The organism is Tindallia californiensis, assembly GCF_900107405.1.
In the GTDB taxonomy this organism is placed as follows: Bacteria; Bacillota; Clostridia; order Peptostreptococcales; family Tindalliaceae; genus Tindallia; species Tindallia californiensis.
On sequence record NZ_FNPV01000005.1, the window covers coordinates 253,941 to 272,873 of the forward strand.

General features: G+C 35.4%; 19 protein-coding genes. All 19 read right to left on the reverse strand.

Features of this window, described 5'->3' with window-relative positions:
* Nucleotide 1: 1 nt before the first annotated feature.
* The 19 genes from flgB to plsX all read right to left on the reverse strand — a co-directional run bounded on the left by flgB (nt 2) and on the right by plsX (nt 18,933).
* A complete protein-coding gene (gene flgB / locus BLV55_RS08815; protein WP_093313487.1) occupies nt 2-409 on the reverse strand; it encodes a flagellar basal body rod protein FlgB in 408 nt (135 codons plus the stop codon).
* Between the two features lie 405 nt (nt 410-814).
* Entirely contained in the window at nt 815-1,594 is a 780-nt protein-coding gene (gene codY / locus BLV55_RS08820; protein WP_093313489.1) for a GTP-sensing pleiotropic transcriptional regulator CodY, read from the reverse strand.
* A gap of 85 nt (nt 1,595-1,679) precedes the next feature.
* Nucleotides 1,680-3,776, reverse strand: a complete 2,097-nt coding sequence (topA, locus tag BLV55_RS08825; RefSeq protein WP_093313491.1) for a type I DNA topoisomerase — start codon at nt 3,774-3,776, stop codon at nt 1,680-1,682.
* A 51-nt stretch (nt 3,777-3,827) separates the two neighbouring features.
* Complete coding sequence (gene dprA / locus BLV55_RS08830) at nt 3,828-4,928, reverse strand: DNA-processing protein DprA (RefSeq protein WP_176968340.1); 1,101 nt, start codon at nt 4,926-4,928, stop codon at nt 3,828-3,830.
* A 4-nt stretch (nt 4,929-4,932) separates the two neighbouring features.
* Complete coding sequence (locus tag BLV55_RS08835) at nt 4,933-6,462, reverse strand: YifB family Mg chelatase-like AAA ATPase (RefSeq protein ID WP_093313495.1); 1,530 nt, start codon at nt 6,460-6,462, stop codon at nt 4,933-4,935.
* Nucleotides 6,463-6,485: 23 nt separating this feature from the next.
* A complete protein-coding gene (locus BLV55_RS08840) occupies nt 6,486-6,848 on the reverse strand; it encodes a YraN family protein (RefSeq protein ID WP_093313497.1) in 363 nt (120 codons plus the stop codon).
* Nucleotides 6,849-6,858: 10 nt separating this feature from the next.
* Complete coding sequence (locus tag BLV55_RS08845; protein ID WP_093313499.1) at nt 6,859-7,473, reverse strand: ribonuclease HII; 615 nt, start codon at nt 7,471-7,473, stop codon at nt 6,859-6,861.
* A gap of 9 nt (nt 7,474-7,482) precedes the next feature.
* Complete coding sequence (ylqF, locus tag BLV55_RS08850) at nt 7,483-8,328, reverse strand: ribosome biogenesis GTPase YlqF (RefSeq protein ID WP_093313501.1); 846 nt, start codon at nt 8,326-8,328, stop codon at nt 7,483-7,485.
* A 66-nt stretch (nt 8,329-8,394) separates the two neighbouring features.
* The gene (gene rplS, locus BLV55_RS08855) at nt 8,395-8,739 is read right to left on the reverse strand and encodes a 50S ribosomal protein L19 (protein WP_093313633.1); all 345 of its coding nucleotides are present in this window, start codon (nt 8,737-8,739) and stop codon (nt 8,395-8,397) included.
* Nucleotides 8,740-8,836: 97 nt separating this feature from the next.
* Nucleotides 8,837-9,595 carry a tRNA (guanosine(37)-N1)-methyltransferase TrmD gene (trmD, locus tag BLV55_RS08860; protein ID WP_093313503.1) on the reverse strand — a complete coding sequence of 253 codons (759 nt, stop codon included), beginning with the start codon at nt 9,593-9,595 and terminating at the stop codon, nt 8,837-8,839.
* Nucleotides 9,592-10,092, reverse strand: a complete 501-nt coding sequence (rimM, locus tag BLV55_RS08865; protein WP_093313505.1) for a ribosome maturation factor RimM — start codon at nt 10,090-10,092, stop codon at nt 9,592-9,594. Before rimM ends, trmD begins: the two co-directional genes overlap by 4 nt.
* A 35-nt stretch (nt 10,093-10,127) precedes the next feature.
* Nucleotides 10,128-10,355: a KH domain-containing protein gene (locus tag BLV55_RS08870; RefSeq protein ID WP_093313507.1), complete on the reverse strand. Its 228-nt coding sequence runs from the start codon at nt 10,353-10,355 to the stop codon at nt 10,128-10,130.
* A 26-nt stretch (nt 10,356-10,381) separates the two neighbouring features.
* Nucleotides 10,382-10,627, reverse strand: a complete 246-nt coding sequence (gene rpsP / locus BLV55_RS08875; RefSeq protein ID WP_093313509.1) for a 30S ribosomal protein S16 — start codon at nt 10,625-10,627, stop codon at nt 10,382-10,384.
* 65 nt (nt 10,628-10,692) lie between these two features.
* A complete protein-coding gene (gene ffh, locus BLV55_RS08880) occupies nt 10,693-12,030 on the reverse strand; it encodes a signal recognition particle protein (protein ID WP_093313511.1) in 1,338 nt (445 codons plus the stop codon).
* Nucleotides 12,031-12,058: 28 nt separating this feature from the next.
* Complete coding sequence (gene ylxM, locus BLV55_RS08885; RefSeq protein WP_207646059.1) at nt 12,059-12,406, reverse strand: YlxM family DNA-binding protein; 348 nt, start codon at nt 12,404-12,406, stop codon at nt 12,059-12,061.
* A gap of 102 nt (nt 12,407-12,508) precedes the next feature.
* Nucleotides 12,509-13,468: a signal recognition particle-docking protein FtsY gene (gene ftsY, locus BLV55_RS08890; protein ID WP_093313513.1), complete on the reverse strand. Its 960-nt coding sequence runs from the start codon at nt 13,466-13,468 to the stop codon at nt 12,509-12,511.
* 138 nt (nt 13,469-13,606) lie between these two features.
* Nucleotides 13,607-17,188 carry a chromosome segregation protein SMC gene (gene smc / locus BLV55_RS08895; RefSeq protein ID WP_093313515.1) on the reverse strand — a complete coding sequence of 1,194 codons (3,582 nt, stop codon included), beginning with the start codon at nt 17,186-17,188 and terminating at the stop codon, nt 13,607-13,609.
* Between the two features lie 15 nt (nt 17,189-17,203).
* Nucleotides 17,204-17,911 (reverse strand): ribonuclease III, encoded by a 708-nt coding sequence (rnc, locus tag BLV55_RS08900; protein WP_093313517.1) that lies wholly within the window; start codon nt 17,909-17,911, stop codon nt 17,204-17,206.
* A complete protein-coding gene (gene plsX / locus BLV55_RS08905; protein WP_093313519.1) occupies nt 17,908-18,933 on the reverse strand; it encodes a phosphate acyltransferase PlsX in 1,026 nt (341 codons plus the stop codon). Before plsX ends, rnc begins: the two co-directional genes overlap by 4 nt.

Genomic DNA, 18,933 nt, shown 5'->3' on the forward strand with positions numbered 1-18,933 from the left:
CTTATCTACTCCCTTCAGAAATAACAGTCCTTAGCTTATGGAACTCTCCATTAATTCGAGTTGAAAGCGTTTGATACCACAGCTCATTTTTAGCACGTTCTGCCATTTCAACATCGATATCAACATTATTACCATCACGTCGTGTACTAAAATTTGTTCTTTGGTTTTTTTTATGTGTTACAGATTCCGGAGCTAAATTCCCTATAGGAATATGTTTTTGATGTGTTAATTTTACCGGTATTGTGTTGTTATTTATCACATCTTTCATGATGCTTTCAAACTCTACAGATGTTTTTTTAAATCCAGGTGTGTTAACGTTAGCAATATTATTGGAAATCGATTCATTTCTTGCCCACGAGGCATCCATAGCCCTCGACAATAAATCAACGTTTCTATATGTGTTGTTCATACCAATCAAGCACCTTTCAGTAATATGATTTTTTCACAATATTCTATAGTCTGATAGACGTATGTATTACTCAAATTAAACACTTCTACATTTTATCACATAATAAACTATCTGACTCCTTAAATATTGATACGAAAACAGTTTGGGACTAAAGTCTTGCATGGCGACATGCAGGCGCTGAACAAGTACGATAGTCTTTATGCCAACTCATCTTTAATGCTAGTTTACAGCACTAGTGTTGGTTTCGAACCTTCCAAAACAATGTATAGCAAAATTTTATAGTTATTGCAGATCTACCACCGTCAGTAAATAGTATACCTCAAAAACACTTTTGTTAAGGGTAATATCGTATATTAAAAAGAAGTCACATATATGACTTCTTTTTGCATTTATCCTCATGCTGTCCTAACGCTTTAATTTTTGTAGTTCCTCTAAAAGGTTTGAGTTCAGAATTCTTATATGTGTTCCTTTCATTCCCAAGGATCTTGATTCTATCACACCTGCACTTTCAAATTTTCTCAATGCATTTACAATAACCGACCTTGTAATCCCAACACGATCAGCTATCTTACTTGCAACAAGTAGCCCTTCCATTCCGTTAAGTTCATTGAAAATATGCTCTACAGCTTCAAGCTCCGAATACGACAAGGTATCAATAGCCATTTTAACCACCGCTTTACGACGTGCTTCTTCTTCAATTTCTTCCGATTTAGCCCTCAATATCTCCATGCCTACTACCGTAGCGCTATACTCAACCATCACTAAATCTTCATCCGAAAACTCTTGACTATGCCTAGCCAACACCATCGTCCCTAAGCGTTTTCCACTTCCATTTATAGGAACCACCGTTACTAATTTATTGTAACTTTCTACATCATACTTAAAAAGCCTAAGCAAAGCATCTTTTGTAATGTTTGATTGAGTTTCCACAACTTGTAACAATTGATCATTGTATTCATCAGGAAATCTTTTTTCACCCGACTTTTCATCTAAGACAATAGGACAATCCGAAGTATCTGTTAAGCTGACACCCAATACTTTCCCTTTCGCACTTGCTACATATACATTAGCATCCAGTATATCACTCAACGTTCTGCACAGTTCATTAAATGACACAGCATTCTCACTTGATTTTTGTAATATCTGATTAATTCTTCTTGTTTTTTGCAATAAAGCTAATGACATTAAAATACCTCCTCAATTTAATTGGTTTATATTTAGTTAACTCTCTTATTTACTATAGAAAGCGTAACATAATAATTCAAAAAATTCAATCATATTTTTCCTGTTCTTCTGCTTTTAGCTTCCTCTTATAACCACATTCTTTGTTTGAACAAACTAGTTGATCGCCTTTTTTAAGCCTTTTTATGGTCATATATTCCGAACAATTTGGACATCTTTCTTCAACCGGTTTACTCCATGAAACAAATCGACACTCCGGAAATTGGTTGCATCCATAAAAAAGTCTTCCTTTTTTCGATTTTCTTTCAACCACTTCTCCAGCATTACATTTCGGACAAGATAATCCTATTTTTTTTATAAATGGTTTCGTGTTCGTACATTCAGGATATTTAGAGCAAGCTAAAAACTTACCGTATCTTCCGTACTTAATAAGCATTTGCTCACCACAAGCATCACACAGTTCATCGCTTTCTTCAACAAAATCCACCTCTTCCACATGCTGGTCAGCGTGTTCAATCATTTCATGAAAAGGTGTGTAAAACTCCCGAATTATTTCTTTCCATTCTTCCTGACCGTCTTCTATAGAATCAAGCCTTTTTTCCAACTCTGCCGTAAAGTGTATATCAAGAATCTTACTAAAATAGTCTTCTAGTAGCGTTGTCACAAGAACTCCTAGTTCTGTTGGCTTTAAGTTTTTTCCATCTTTAACAACATAACCTCTCGAAAGAATGGTGCTAATCGTCGGAGAATAGGTGCTCGGTCTTCCGATTCCTAAATCTTCCATCGTTTTCACTAAAGAAGCTTCTGTATATCTAGCTGGCGGTTGAGTAAAGTGTTGTTTTGGATTGGAATTAATAACGTGAAAAGTTTGATCTTTCACTAATGCTGGAAGCACTTGGTCTTTTGAACGAGTAGCGTAAGAATAAGCTTTAAAAAAGCCTTCGAATTTCATAGCGGAGCCATTTGCCTTAAACAAATACCCATCACAATTTAACGTCGCATTGATAGTATCAAAAACAGCAGGAGCCATTCTACTAGCAACAAATCGTTCCCAAATAAGCTTGTATAATTTATACTGATCATTGCTGAGATTGTTTTTTATCGATATAGGAGTCCGCATCACATCTGTTGGACGGATGGCTTCATGCGCATCTTGAATAGATACTTCTTTTTTCTTTCGAATAGTCGCCTTTTGATTATTCACATATTCTATCCCATACTCATCTTTAATAAAATCAATTGCATGTTGATTAGCTTCTTCCCCAATACGTTTAGAATCTGTACGCAAGTAAGTGATCAGTCCTACTGTTCCTTCTTTCTCAAGGTCGATTCCTTCATATAATTGTTGTGCTATCGCCATTGTTTTGCGAGTTGCAAATCCTATACGATTAGATGCTTCCTGTTGCAAAGTACTGGTCGTAAACGGATCATATGGATTTCGCTTCTTTTCTCCTTTTGTAACATCTGAAACTTTAAGATTTTTTCCATCTATATAGTCAATTATCTGTTGAACTCTTTCTTTCGACTTCAACTCTTTTTCACCTTTGTCATCTTTATAAAACTGAACCGTCATATTATTTTGCTTTATATCTTCTACTTCTAACTCGAGGCTCCAATATTCTTCAGGAATAAACTTTTTAATTTCTTCCTCACGATCTTTGATCATCTTAGTTGCTACTGACTGTACACGTCCAGCACTAAGGCCTTTTCGAAGTTTTTTCCATAGTAAAGGACTCAAATTGTACCCTACTAATCTATCTAACACTCTTCTGGCTTGCTGCGCATTTACTAAGTTCAAATCAATTCTTTGCGGGTTTTTCACCGCATTTTTTATTGCACTTTTTGTGATTTCATTAAAAACAATTCTACATGAGTTTTGGTCATCAATATTCAGTGCATTAGCCAAATGCCAAGAAATCGCTTCACCTTCACGATCAATATCTGTTGCTAGTAATACTTTCTTTGATTTCTTCGCTTCTTTTTTTATTTCATTTAAAATAGGTCCTTTACCACGTATCGTAATATATCTTGGTTCAAAATCATTATCAATATCTACTCCCATTTTACTTTTAGGAAGATCTATAATATGTCCAACAGAAGCTTTCACTGTATAATGGCTTCCTAAAAACTTTTTGATTGTTTTTGCTTTTGCAGGTGACTCTACAATCACCAGAGTTTTAGCCAAACTAACACCTCATTTTCCCATAAATAAAATTTCAAGCTTGATTATATCAGCTTAACGAATAGATGTAAATATTCGCCCTCCAACAGTAGTCACCATACCTTTTAATTCCAGCACAGTTATCATACTATTAATTTCCCAAACAGGTAAATCCATTAAATATACCAATTCATCTATAGACGTTTCTTTTTTAGCTATTAAATCAATTAACTGATTTTCTTTTTTGCTTAAATTAGAGAAATTGCTTGGTCTGGAGCCTGTATTCTTTTTCAAGAGTTGCTTCGATTCAAGTTCATCAATAATATCCTCAGGCTTTAAAACCATTTTAGCCCCATCTTGAATAAGTTGGTTAGTTCCAGAACTAAGAGCGTGAGTAATATGGCCTGGTAAAGCGTATACCTCTTTCCCTTGTTCCATAGCAAAATCAGCTGTAATAAGAGACCCGCTTTTTTCTCCAGCTTCTATTATAAAGACTCCATTTGAAATTCCACTTATAATTCTGTTACGAGCTGGGAAGTAATGTTTTTGAGGACTAAAACCTGGTGGATATTCAGAAATAATAGCTCCTGTACGTATAACACGTTCGTAAATTTTACTATTTGAAGCCGGATATATATAGTCTATTCCACAACCCAAGATACCTATTGTATACCCACCTCCCTCTAGTGCCCCCTCATGACTTAAAGCATCGATTCCGTAAGCTAATCCACTTATTACTCCTATTCCATTTTCAACCAATCGTTGAGAAAACTCTCTAGCTGCCCATTTCCCATAAGAAGACGCTTTCCTAGCACCAACCATCGCTATCAGAGGAATATCTGAACGCAAGTTCCCCCTAACATATAATACAAAGGGAGGGTCGTAGATATTTTTCAATAATGCTGGATAACCATCATCAAATATGGTGATAATTTGACATTGTGAACGCAAGTTAGCAATTCGTTTTCTATACTCTTCCGGATTTAATAAAACTTTCTTTATTTTAGCTCGTTTTTCTGCAGCTTTTGGAAAAAGATGGTCAATACACGTCGGTGACAGATTCCAGAATTCATCATAACTCCCTGCATATTGTTCAATTATTATAAAGTCTTTATAGTTAGAAATCCCTTCTAAACTCAAACTAATAATAGTCAATTTTTCTTTAGTAATTACCAACTCATCAACTCCTTTGAAAAAGTGAAGTTGTTCTAAATTGCAAAGCTTCAGCTAAATGTTTCTCTTCTATTTTTTCAGATAGTTCCATATCTGCTATAGATCTGGACACCTTCATTAATCGGCTGTACGCACGTGCACTAAGTTTTAGTCTGTCATATGCACAAGCCATTAATTTTTCTGCATTCGCTTCAAGAACACAGTATTTCTTAATTTGCGTTGTATTCAAATTAGCATTTTTGATGCCTGAGTTTCCATAACGATCGAATTGAAAATCTCTGGCTTTAGCAATTCTTTTTCGAATAGATGACGATGATTCCATTCGTCTCGTCGATGTCAAATCTTCATACTCCAGTCTTCTAGCTTCACAGAACAAATCCACTCTGTCTATCAACGGTCCTGATATGCGCTGCACATACCTTTGGATCTGATAAGGCGCACATGTACATGCTCTACCTTTTTCTTCAAAACCATAATAACCACAAGGACAAGGGTTCATTGCTCCAATCATCATAAAGTTAGCAGGAAAAGTAAAGGTTCCTGCTGATCTCGATATCGTTACAAAGCCTTCTTCCATAGGTTGTCTCAAAATTTCCAGTGATCTTTTATCAAACTCAGGAAGTTCATCCAAAAACAAAACCCCGTGATGACTTAAAGAAATTTCTCCTGGCCTCGGAATCCTTCCTCCACCTGTTAATGCAGCCGCCGAAGAGGTGTGGTGAGGCGCTCTGAAGGGTCTGGATTCCAGAGCGTTCGTACTGTGTTTCAATAAGCCAGCTGTGCTATAAATCGAAGCTACCTCCATCGACTCCTCAAAGCTTAATGCAGGCAAAATACCTGGCAGACATCTTGTTAACATCGTTTTTCCAGACCCCGGTGGTCCTACTATTAAAAGATTATGACTGCCTACCGCTACTATTTCCATTGCGCGTTTTAAGTTTTCTTGACCACTCACCTCATCGAAGTCCTCAGTAATTAAAGTTTGATTTTCATCATTTAATACACCATCACTAGTTACTAAGTCAATGTCACTATTCAATCTCTCAACCAAATCATTTAGATTCGTCGCAAAGTAAAACTGTAAACCTTCCACAAGCATGGCTTCCTTGTAATTATCCATTGGAAGAATCATTTTTTTATATCCCTGAGACTTCAACTCTAATATCATAGGAAGCACACCGTTAACACTCATAATCGACCCATCCAGTGACAATTCGCCTATAACAACCATATCATCAAGTAATTTATCTTTCACCTGCTTCGTAGACAATAGAGTTGCTATAGCAATCGGTAGATCAAAATGCGTCCCTTCTTTACGACTATCTGCCGGAGAAAGATTCACAGTGACTCTTTGCATCGGAAACTCCATACTGCTATTATCTATAGCCGCACGAACCCTATCTCTAGATTCTTTTACAGCCATATCAGGTAAACCAACAATGTTAACAGCCGGAAGGCCATTGACAACATCCACTTCCACTTCCACCTTATTTGCCTGCATTCCTACAATACTAGCTGTCACAACTTTCGAAAGCATAGAAATCAATCCTTTCCTAGTTGTTAAAAAGCATTGATGATGTGGTTCACTTTCCAAAATTCATCGCCTAAAGTTTCATCTAAAAAAATTTCAACGACATCAAACCGAACTTTCCTTTTTTCAAGTTTGTATTTTTTTATGTACAAAAGTGCCACTTTGCGTATTTTCGACTGCTTATAGGATGTTATTGCCTCCCTTGGCAATCCATATTTTCCTGTTCTTCTGCTTTTTACCTCAACAAAAACAATGCTATCCTTATCAGCGATAACAATATCTATTTCCCCTAATTTTGTTCTAAAGTTTTCATTTAATATAGAGTAGCCTTTTTCTAGCAAATAACTCTTTGCTTTTGCTTCTCCTTGTTTCCCAATGGACTGTCTCGTCAATCCTTCTCACTCATTTCAAAATCTTTTTCAAAAAACTAAATCGATGATTGTCTGTTGGACCATACTTTAGAATAGCTTCACGATGCTCTTTAGTCCCATATCCTTTATTTTTATCTAAAGCATATCTACCATCTTTCAAACTCCACTCTTTACACAAAGTATCTCGATGCACTTTTGCTACGATTGATGCAGCTGCAATCCCGTGGACAAGATCCTCTCCGCGCACAAAACTTTCTTGCGGATATGCTGTATGCAGAGTTTCTGCATCAATAAGTAAATAATCTGGAGTTATTTTTTGCCCGCGGGAATTTTCTAAGTTTTCAACAGCTAATATCATCGCCCTTTTTGTAGCTTGTTTTATATTAATATCATCGATTACTCGTGAAGAAATCCTCCCAATCCCTATAGCTATTGCTTTTTTATATATAATATCATAGAAAAATCTACGTTTGTTTTCTGATATTTTCTTCGAATCTTTTACTCCTTCAATGTAAGTATATGGAGGCAAGATAACAGCAGCTGCAACCACATCACCATACAAACATCCACGGCCAACTTCATCAATACACGCTATATTTTTATAGTTTTTTTCCCACAATTTATTTTCAATCGAATAAGATTCCATCGTCTCTCCCTATTCACTCGGTTTTTCCAGTGTCATTCGACCTAGTTTACCACCTCTAAACTCATCTAGCAAAATGTTCGAAACTCTAAGAAAATCTATTTCAAAGCCCCTTAGAACACATCCTCTATTTAAGGCAATTTCTTTCATCACATCAATGGGTTCTTTGCTTGCGAAATTTCCATATCTTTTTTGTATAGATTGAGGATATAATAAGAGTAGATCTTCTAAAAGTTTTAATCCTAATTCTTCTATATCAAGAATTTCATCTTTAATTGCCCCCGTCTGGGCAAGACGAATTCCAACTAACTCATCTTCAAATTTAGGCCAAAGTATACCCGGCGTATCTAGCAGTTCTATTGTCGAGTGGATTTTAATCCATTGCTTACCTTTTGTTATCCCCGGTTTATCGCCTGTCTGAGCTCTTTTTTTTCCAGCAAGCAAATTGATAAGTGTTGATTTCCCAACATTAGGAACCCCTACAATCATCACTCTTACTGGCCTTGGATTTCGCCCTCTTTTTTTTAACTGCTCTGCTTTTTCCTGATATAGATGTTGAAGTTGCAACATTACTTTAGAAGCTGTTTTTTTATCTATAGAATTAACAGCTATAGCTGTTTTGTTTTGTTTTCGAAAACTATTCAGCCATTCAACTGTAATAGATTCATCTGCTAAATCAGATTTATTTAGAATGATTAAACTTTTTTTATTGCTGATAATTTTTAGAATCTGTGGGTTCTGACTACTGCAAGGTATTCTAGCATCTAAAATCTCTATTACTATATCCACGAGTCCCAATTGATCTTGTAATAACTCTTTTGTTTTTTTCATATGTCCTGGGTACCAATTTATTTTCATTATCATCACTTCCATAAAAAAATATCTTACACAGTTAGAAAGGGACTGAATGCCAGTCCCTTAAAGCTATTTCTTATCTTTGATTTTAAATGCAGCTTTACCAATCCGTTGACGAATATAGTGCAGCTTAGCTCTTCTTACTTTACCACGTTTAATAACTTGAATCTTTTCTATTTTGGGCGAATGTACAGGGAATGCTCTTTCAACACCAACTCCTGACGCAATGCGCCTTACAGTAAAAGTTTCTCTTATTCCTCCACCTTGCCTTTTAATTACTATACCTTCAAACACCTGGATTCTTTCTCTTGTACCTTCTTTTACTTTTACATGAACTTTAACAGTATCTCCGGTATTAAAAGATTCAACGTTGTTTTTTAACTGATCAGCTTCTAAGCTTCTAATTAGTTCCATTTTTTCTTCCTCCTTCCATTTTAAGACGTTCATTTGCAGATTTGCAAGAAAAGCGCCTGTATTAATTTCACCGTTGTTATGTCCTGTATCGCGAATATTAGCAATCAGTTTCTTCATTAGGGTTTTCTCTAAGCTTTTTAATAAACTGTTTTTCTTCTTCCGTCATGTTTATTCCATTCAATAGATCCGGTCTTTTCAACCACGTTTCTTTCAGCGATTGAAAGTGACGCCATTTGTTAATCTTCGAATGATCTCCTGATAACAATACATTAGGCACTTTTTGACCTAGATATTCTCGCGGGCGAGTATATTGAGGATATTCTAACATACCATTAAAAAAAGATTCTTCTTCATACCTTTTTTTAGAATCTAGTACATCCGGCAGTAAACGAACAACGCTGTCTACTATTACAGCTGCAGGTAATTCTCCACCAGTAAGCACATAGTCACCAATCGAAATTTCATCGGTAGTTACTGTATCTATAGCTCTTTGGTCAACGCCTTCATAATGTCCACAAAGAATAATGATATGCTTTTCTTCTGACAATTCCTTGGCAATGCACTGGTTCAAGGTTTTACCTTTAGGAGTGCAGTATATTGTCCTGATCTCCTTATCAGTATTACACTTTTTCACAGCAGCTTGATGAGCGCTTACTATTGGCTGTGGTGTCATAATCATTCCACCACCTCCACCAAACGGATAATCATCAACACTGTTATGTTTATCCAAAGAAAAATCTCTTATGTTCATCGTTTCAATTTTAACGGCGTTTTTTGATTGAGCTCTCCCTATCATACTGCCCTTAAAGTAAGGTTCTAAAACTTCCGGAAAGAGTGTTAATACTTTTATGATCATGTAATCAGTCCTTCAATTGGCTCAATGATCATAAAACCCTCTTCTACAGATATCTTTTTCACAAAAGCCTTTACATTCGGAATCAGATATTCTTTATTTTCTTGTGATTTTACAACTAGAATATCTTGAGCACCTGAGGAGTTTATTTTTTCAACATGACCTACTAGGCAATGATTGACATCAAACACTTTCATACCAATTAAGTCAGCAATGTAAAACTGGTCTTCTTCAAGTTTATGTCTTTGTGATTTATCTGTGTACAGGTAAGAACCTTTTAGTTCCAAGGCTTTATTCATCGTTTCTATGTCTGAGAGGTATAGCAAAAGATCTTTAGATCTGATTTTCACATTTTCAATATCATATCGCATGTGAGTCTCACCAACATAAAGCCATTCAAGTTCAAGGAACCGTTCTAACTCATCTGCTAAGCATTTCACCTTCATGCCTCCATTAATACCATGAGCGTTGGTTACAACTCCTACTTTAAGGAATTCCATTAAGTTTACCTCCACAAATATTCATTGCTGGCAGATCACATTATTTCTACAATTACTTTTCTGTTTTCACCAGTTGAAGCAGCCTTCACTACTGTACGTATTGCTTTTGCAATACGTCCTTGTTTTCCTATTACTTTGCCCATATCATCCGGCGCTACACGCAACTCAACGATAATAGACTGGTTATTTTCAGTCTCCTTAACTCGAACCTGTTCAGGATGGTCTACAAGTGATTTTGCGATCAACTCAACTAACTGGCCCATGGCTCCATCCTCCTTAGTACTCAAAACTATTCAAGAATCCCATTTTTCTTAAACAGAACTCGTACAGTTTCTGTTGGTTTTGCACCATTTTTCATCCATTTTTGAGCTTTTTCTTGATCAATTTTAATTTGCTTTGGTTCGGAAACCGGATTGTAGTAACCAATTTCTTCTATAAACCTTCCATCACGAGGCGCGCGACTATCCGCAACTACGATTCGGTAGAATGGTTTTTTGTTTGCACCCATGCGTTTCATTCTAATCTTTACGGCCATTGATTTTCACCTCCCCCTAAAAGTAAATGTCCAACAAATATTTATTCTTTATTTTTATATAGCCATCAAAAAGGAAGCTTGAATCTGTTTCCTTTCTTAGCTCCTTTTTCCATATCTGTAAACTGTTTCATCATTTTTCGTGTTTGCTCAAACTGTTTTAAGAGTTTGTTTACCTGTTGAATACTCGTCCCGCTACCAAAAGCAATTCTTTTCCTGCGACTTCCATTGATAATGCTAGGATTTGATCTTTCACCTTTTGTCATCGACTGAATGATCGCTTCTATATAAACCAGTTCTTTTTCATCTACATCCAAATTCTTTAGCTGCTTTCCACCAACACCGGGAATCATCTCAAGTATTTCTTTCATCGAACCCATATTCTTCATTTGCTGCAACTGATCCAGAAAATCATCAAAAGAAAACTGTTGTGTTCGCATTTTCTTTTCAAGCTCTTGAGCTTTTTTCATATCCATGGTAGTCTGGGCTTTTTCGATCAGAGTTAGCACATCACCCATTCCTAGGATTCTTGAAGCCATCCTGTCTGGATGAAACGTTTCAAATTCTTCAATCTTCTCACCCATACCAACAAATTTAATCGGTTTATTCGTAACGGCACGAACAGATAAAGCAGCCCCCCCTCGTGTATCGCCATCTAGCTTTGTAAGAATCACCCCATCAATCCCTACTTGATTACTAAACGACTCTGCAACATTGACGGCATCCTGTCCTGTCATCGAATCCACAACCAATAATACTTCTTGAGGTTTCACTTCATTTTTAATATTTTGCAACTCTTCCATCAATACATTATCAATATGTAGCCTTCCGGCAGTATCAATAATCACCAAATCATTACCATTTTTTTTCGCTTCTTCAATGCCTGCCTTCGCAATGTTAACAGGATCTATTTGATTACCCATACTAAACACTGGAACATCTATTTTTTCACCAACTGTTTTCAACTGTTCAATCGCAGCAGGTCGGTAAATATCTGCGGCAATCAGTAATGGTTTTTTTTGTTGTTTCTTCATCATATTAGCTAATTTACCACATGAAGTAGTTTTCCCAGAACCTTGCAGCCCTACCATCATATAGACAGTTGGCAAGGTTGATGAAAAAGTCACTTTGCTTTCACTACTACCCATTAGCAATGTCATTTCTTCATTTACAATTTTTATCACTTGTTGCCCTGGTGTTAGACTTTCTAAAACTTCGCCTCCAATGGCTCTTTCCTTAACTTTATTTATAAAGTCCTTCACAACCTTGAAGTTAACATCAGCTTCTAACAATGCAAGCTTGACTTCTCTCATCGCTTCCTTCACATCAGACTCGGTTAATTTACCCTTACCTTTTAGTTTGTCAAATGTTGCCTGAAGCTTTTCTGCCAGTCCTTCAAAGAGCATTTGATCACTCCTTTTTTCAGCATCCCTATCACAATTGTTTTAACAGTTCTTTTAGCTCATCAAAAAAATCACTAAGCTCCGTCCCTGCATTCTTTAATTCGCAGTTTTTTATTTTTTTTTCTATGTTTTTTATGATCACCTGCTGTTGAAAATGCTTTTCCAGAAGCTTCATATTGTCTTCGTATTTTTCCAGAATAATCTCTGTTCTTTTCAAGTGATCATAAACGGCTTGTCGTGACACTAGCAAAGTTTCTGCAATTTCTGCTAAAGAAAAATCCTGCTGATAGTAAAGATCCATCATATATCGTTGTTTTTCTGTTAATAAGCCTTGGTAAATGTCATATAACAGAATCATCCTCATGTTCTTCTCGTCCAATTTAACACCCACCTCGATAAGTGTAAAGTAGTTTAACTTTACAACATAGTTGAGTATACATAAATCTTTCTAAAAAGTCAAGAACTATATTTTAAAATCATTCTATCGATCCAACAATGCATTAACAAAGCTTTCCGCTTCAAAAGGTTGTAAATCTTCAATGTTTTCTCCTACGCCAATAAATTTAACCGGCACTCCTAACGTTTGTGCAATTTGAATAATAATGCCCCCTTTTGCAGTGCCGTCAAGTTTTGTTAATACAATACCTGTGATAGGAGCTACTTCTCCAAATGTTTTTGCTTGTTGAATTGCATTTTGACCCGTGGTTGCATCTAACACCAATAGAACTTCTTTATTAGCTTCAGAGTACTCACGATCTACTATTCTAAAAATTTTATTCAACTCATTCATGAGATTTTTCTTGTTGTGCAATCTACCTGCTGTGTCACAAATTAAAACTTGTGTTTCCTTAGCCTTCGCTGACTGAATAGCATCAAAAATGACCGCCGCTGGATCAGAACCTTCTTGATGTTTTACGACTGGTGTACTGGACCTATTTCCCCATATTTCCAGTTGATCAATGGCACCTGCACGAAATGTATCTCCGGCTGCTAGTAATACATTTTTGTTCTGTTTTTTACAATAGTCTGTCAGTTTTCCAATGGTTGTAGTTTTTCCAACACCATTTACACCTACTATAAGAATCACCGTAGGGTCACTCAGTAGATTAAGCTCATGATCCGATTGTTCAACGGTCAAAAGTTCTATTAAAACTTCCTTAAGCAGTGATTTAACTTGCGCTGCATCTTCTACACGATTCTCTTTTACTTTTTGTTTTAATTTTTCTAATGCATTTATAGTAGCATCATATCCAACATCAGACATAATTAATATTTCTTCTAACTCTTCATATAAATCATCATCTATTTTCCCGTAACCTACTAATAAACCATCCAGCTTATTACCTAATTCTTTAGTAGTTTTATTCAAACCATCCTTTAATCGTTGAAACAAACCCTTCGTATTACTTTCAGACTCATTTTTTTCTTTTTTAAAAAACATTTCTTTTCTCCTTATCATATATTGTATTTAGATTAATAAAGGTAATCCACAACCTAATGTCAACTGGCATAGTTTATCAGCAAAATAAAATCAGATTGTTTTATACCACACTTCTATTCTTTTATTTTTTCGTACCATTCAAGATACTATGTCATTATTCAGATCAGCTAACTTTAAACGCAACAACTTTGAAATCCCTTTTTCTTCCATCGTTACACCATATAAAGAGCTCGCCCTTTCCATTGTTAACTTTTTATGTGTTACAACCACAAATTGGATATCAGCAGAAAGATCCACCAGGAAGTCAGCAAATTTATCAACATTCGCATCATCCAAAGCTGCTTCTATTTCATCCAAAACACAAAACGGCGATGGCTTTACGAGTAAAATGCTAAACAAAAGAGATATAGCTGTCATAGCTTTTTCTCCACCAGATAATAGCGATAAATGCTGGAATCTTTTGCCTGGCGGTTGCGCAACAATATCTATACCAGAATAAAGTACATTTTCTGGTTCTTGCAAATGTAACTCTGCCGTTCCACCATTAAATAGTTTCTCAAATACCTGCTGAAAAGAACTCTGTATTTTTTCAAACTGTTCTTCAAATTGCTTTGTCATTTTATAGTCAAGTTCACAAATGATTTTTTCCAGTGATTCTTTTGCATTTTCCATATCTTCTTTTTGAAAGGTTAAAAACCGATGCCTATCTTTCATTCGTCTATATTCTTCAATCGCACCAACATTAATCTCGCCTAAAGCTTTCATTTCGCTTTTTAACTTTTCCAAATCATATTCAACAACTTTATCACACGGTGGATGATTGAGCGTTTCTCTAGCCGCTTCTAAACTATCCATGTTGAACAAAGATAATTTTTCGACACATTGCTCTATCTGCCATTCTAACCGAGAGCTTTTCATTCTTAGTGTGTTCACTTCGTTTTTCATCTCATCTTGCTTATTTCGAGTTGTATCCAGCTCATTCATCGCGTTTTGATATTCAAGCCTTGTCTGATCTTCCAAGGTAGAGAATCGCATGATTTGTTTTTCTTGCTGAAGTTCTTTCGCAGAAAAATGATCTATTTTTTTTTCTTGAAGATACAGCTTGTTACTAAGTTCTCCCATAGAAGCCATGCTGTTTATCCTTTCATTACGTAGGGTATCACTACTCACCGTCGAATGAATTATAGCATTTTCAAGATCTTGTTTTTCTTTTTCTAAAGACTGCTTTCGTTCTTTTAACTCCGCTGCTTCAATTCTTAAGTCCGTATGCTTGTTTTGAATTGATTCAAGCATCACCTTATGCTTATCCAAAATGATTAAGTTATCTTCTACTTCTCCTTGAACTTTTTCAGTCCGTTGATTAAGCACCGCTATGTCTAACAAAAATGTTTTTTCTCTCACATCTAAACCAAATAAATTCCTCTTCAACTCATATCGTTCATCCTCCAAACGAGTATGATTATTTTTAAGGTCATTTATTCTATCCACAAAATTACTAGCATTGATACTAACTTCTATTAATTTTTTTTCTTCATTACTTATTTCTCTTTCCGTTTCAGCAATTTTATCTTTTACTGCCTTTATCTTCGCTTCATTTTCTTCGATCCCGACTCTTCGTTTTTTCTCTTTTTCCTGTAGGATAACAATTTGATTTTCAATCTCTTTTATCTCTTTTTTTCGAATCAGTAGCCCATCATTTTGTTTTGAATAAGATCCACCTGTCATTGATCCGCCAGGCAATATCAATTCTCCATCTATTGTGGTGATTTTAACCTGTTGGTTAAATTTACGACTAATCTGTATGCCAACCTCTAAATCATCTGTAACAATGACCCTGCCTAGCAAATAATTAAATATGGTTTCATAATGACTTGAAAAGCTCACGAGATCAAGTGCACAAAATGACTTATCGAATTTTTGTAAATTGTATTTTTCTTCTTGCTTTAACTTCCTCTCTTGAACTGAACTAATGGGTAAAATAGTAACTCTGCCTTTGCGTGTTTTTTTGAGATAATCAATGATTTTTTTTGCTTGATAGTCATGATCGGTAATAAGAAATTGGAGCGCTTGACCCATGGCAATTTCAATCGCAAGTTCATATCCACTCGATACAGTTAGTAAGTCTGCCACAATTCCACGAAATCCATCAAACATAACTGATTCTTTGTGAACAGCTGTTAACAAATTTTTAACTCCAACATTGAAGCCATCATAATTCTTACTCATTTTGACTAGTAAACTTTTCTTATTATTGAGCTTTTGTATATTTTCTACTATCTTTTGAACATCTATGAGTTCACTCTCATGCTTATTTTCCAACTCATGCAATCTTTTTTTTTGATTATCCGCTAAAACTCTCAGTTGACTGATGTTACTTTCAATGGTGGTTTTTTTTTCACTATTTCTTTTTTCTAAATCCCTTTGCATCTCTTCTTCTTTTCTAATCTTCTTAATATCATCTTCGACAACCCTCAGCCTCAAATGGTTAGCTTCTTGTAATGCAGAAGTCCTCTGATGTTTATTATGAATAGAATTCAGTTCATTATGATTTTCAATGATACTACTTTTTCCTGTTTCTACTTTGTCTTTATACATTGCTAACGATTCTTTCTTCAGCTTAATTTCATTGTAAAACTTTTCTAATTTTCCATCTACATCCAATATACTCTTGTTTAAGTCTTGCAATAATATATTCAATTGGTCTAATCGAGTTTTTGTATCCATCAAGTTAAGATTTTGTTCAATTATCTCTTTATCAAGTTTTAATAAATGGCTTTTACGATAGTTTATTTGCTGATAATATATATTGCGTTGAATACGATTTTCTTCAATGGTTTTTTTTATCTTTTCCAATTCACTTTGAAGTGCATTAGTTTTTTGACGATAAGATTCCAGGGCCAGTTCTTTTCCTTCTAGTTTTTCCTGAATATTATTTTCTGTTTTTTTACAAGAACGCGCTTTTGACTCTGCTTGATGTATTTTCTGTTTTATTTCTTGCATTGCATTGCTTTGCTTATCGATATTATCAACCAAAGTAGATATCTCTAAATAATCCGCCAGTTCTTTCATCCGAAGATATTTTTCCGCTTGAGAAGCTTGTAATTCCAGTGGTTTAATATGCTGATTCAATTCTGATAAAATATCATTTATTCTCAACAAATGTTCATGAGTTCGCTGTATTTTTTTCTCAGCTTCATCTTTACGCGATCGATACTTAACTATCCCAGCCGCTTCATCAATCAACAGTCTTCTTTCCTCGCCCTTTTGATTTATTATTTCATCAATTCGCCCCTGGCTGATCATAGAGTATCCCTCTTTACCAATACCTGTATCCATAAGAAGTTCTTTAAGTTCCTTCCTTCTGCAAGAACTATTATTAATAAAATATTCACTCTCTCCAGATCTATATACTCTTCTCGTTAAGCAAACTTCTTCGAAAGCCAATGGTAGTTTACGGGTCGCATTATCAAATACAATAGAAACTTCAGCTATTCCCATAGCTCTTCGTTTATCAGTACCAGTAAAAATAACGTCTTCCATCTTATGTCCTCTTAAACTTTTAGCACTCTGTTCACCTAAAACCCACCTCATTGCTTCTGTTATATTACTCTTACCGCAACCATTGGGTCCGACTATACCTGTTATACCTTTTTCAAATTGTATATCTACTTTATGTGCAAATGATTTAAACCCTTTTATTTCTAGTCTTTTCAGATACATCTTTAACTTTCCTCCCTAGGAAAGGTATTGAATAGCAGCTTTTGCAGCATTTTGCTCCGCCTCTTTCTTGTTTCTTCCTGATCCAGAACCTAATATTTTACTATCTGATCTTACATCAACGTAGAAAATTTTGCTATGATCTGGTCCTTCTTCTCTTACCACAACATATTCTATTGAACTCGAATTAAATCTCTGGATTTTTTCTTGTAATGATGTTTTATAGTCTTTCATTAGTTCTCCATGAACAGCAAGATTAATGATATCTTCAAAATGTTTTATAACAAACTCACTTGCTTTTTCATATTTCCCATCTATATAAAGTGCTGCAATTAGCGCTTCCATAGCATCAGCTAAAATAGATTCCCTGTTTTTCCCACCACTAGTCTCTTCACCTTTACCAAGCAAAATATGTTCACCCAGCATTAGTTCTCTAGCTTTTTTTGCTAAGGACGCCTCACACACCACACTAGCTCTAACTTTGGTTAGTTCACCTTCAGGTAAATTTCGAAAAGTATGGAAAATATATCTACTAATAACAAGACCTAGCACAGAGTCACCTAGGAATTCTAGCCGCTCATTATTAGGTATTCGCTTATGTTTCCACTCATTTGCAAAAGAACTATGAGTAAGTGCTTCCATAAGTAATTGTTGATCTCTAAAGACATAACCAATTTTTTTACTTAAAATCGGAACTCCTTTATTCCAATGTTCTATAGACTTCATCTATTTTCACCTTCAATGCTGTTACCAGTATCTGTCATTTCACTAATTCGATCCTTAATTTTATCTATTAGTAAAGCTTCATGAGTTATTCGAGCTTGTTTTATTGCATTTTTAATGGCTTTTGAGTTTGAACTACCATGAGCTTTAATTACCAGTCCATTCACTCCTAAAAAAGGAACTCCACCGTGTTCTGTGTAGTCAAACTGTTTTTTGAAAGATTTAAAAGCTGGTTGCATCAAAAAACCACCCAGCTTACTTTTCCAATCGGACAACACCGCATTTTTCAGTCCATCAGAAAAGGTTTGAGCAACACCTTCAAAAAGCTTTAATATTATATTCCCTGTAAAACCATCACATACTACAACATCCGCATAACCAGAGGGAATATCTCTAGCTTCAATATTCCCTTCAAAATGTAAATCCGAAGAGCTAAGGATCTGATAAACTTCTTTGGTCAGTTCATTTCCCTTTTCTTTTTCTGCACCTACATTTACTAAACAAACTTTTGGTTTAGCTAGTTGCCCAACAAACTCCATATAAAGACTACCCATCAAAGCAAATTCATATAAATGTTGTGCTTTACAATCAACATTAGCACCCGCATCAACTAAAAGAGAGAGCCCTTTTGGAGTAGGAAAAGGTACTGCCAACGCGGGTCGTTTTAAGCCTTTAATTCGACCAATAATAAAAAGTCCACCAGCTAACAAAGCACCTGTGTTGCCAGCAGATATAATTGCATCAGCTTTTTTTTCCTTAATCATTTCAAACCCAACTACTAGAGATGAATCTTTCTTTTTTCTTATTGCTGTTGATGGTTTATCGCTATTTTCAATAACTTCAGTACAGTTTACAATTGTAATCCTCTCTTTATCGTAAGAAAATTTTTGCAACTCATCTTCAATTTGCTTTTGATTCCCGGTTAAGATCACTTCAACATCCCATTCTTCAACAGCTTCTACAGCTCCTGCTACATTTACCGAAGGACCTATATCGCCTCCCATTGCATCCAAAACAATTTTCAA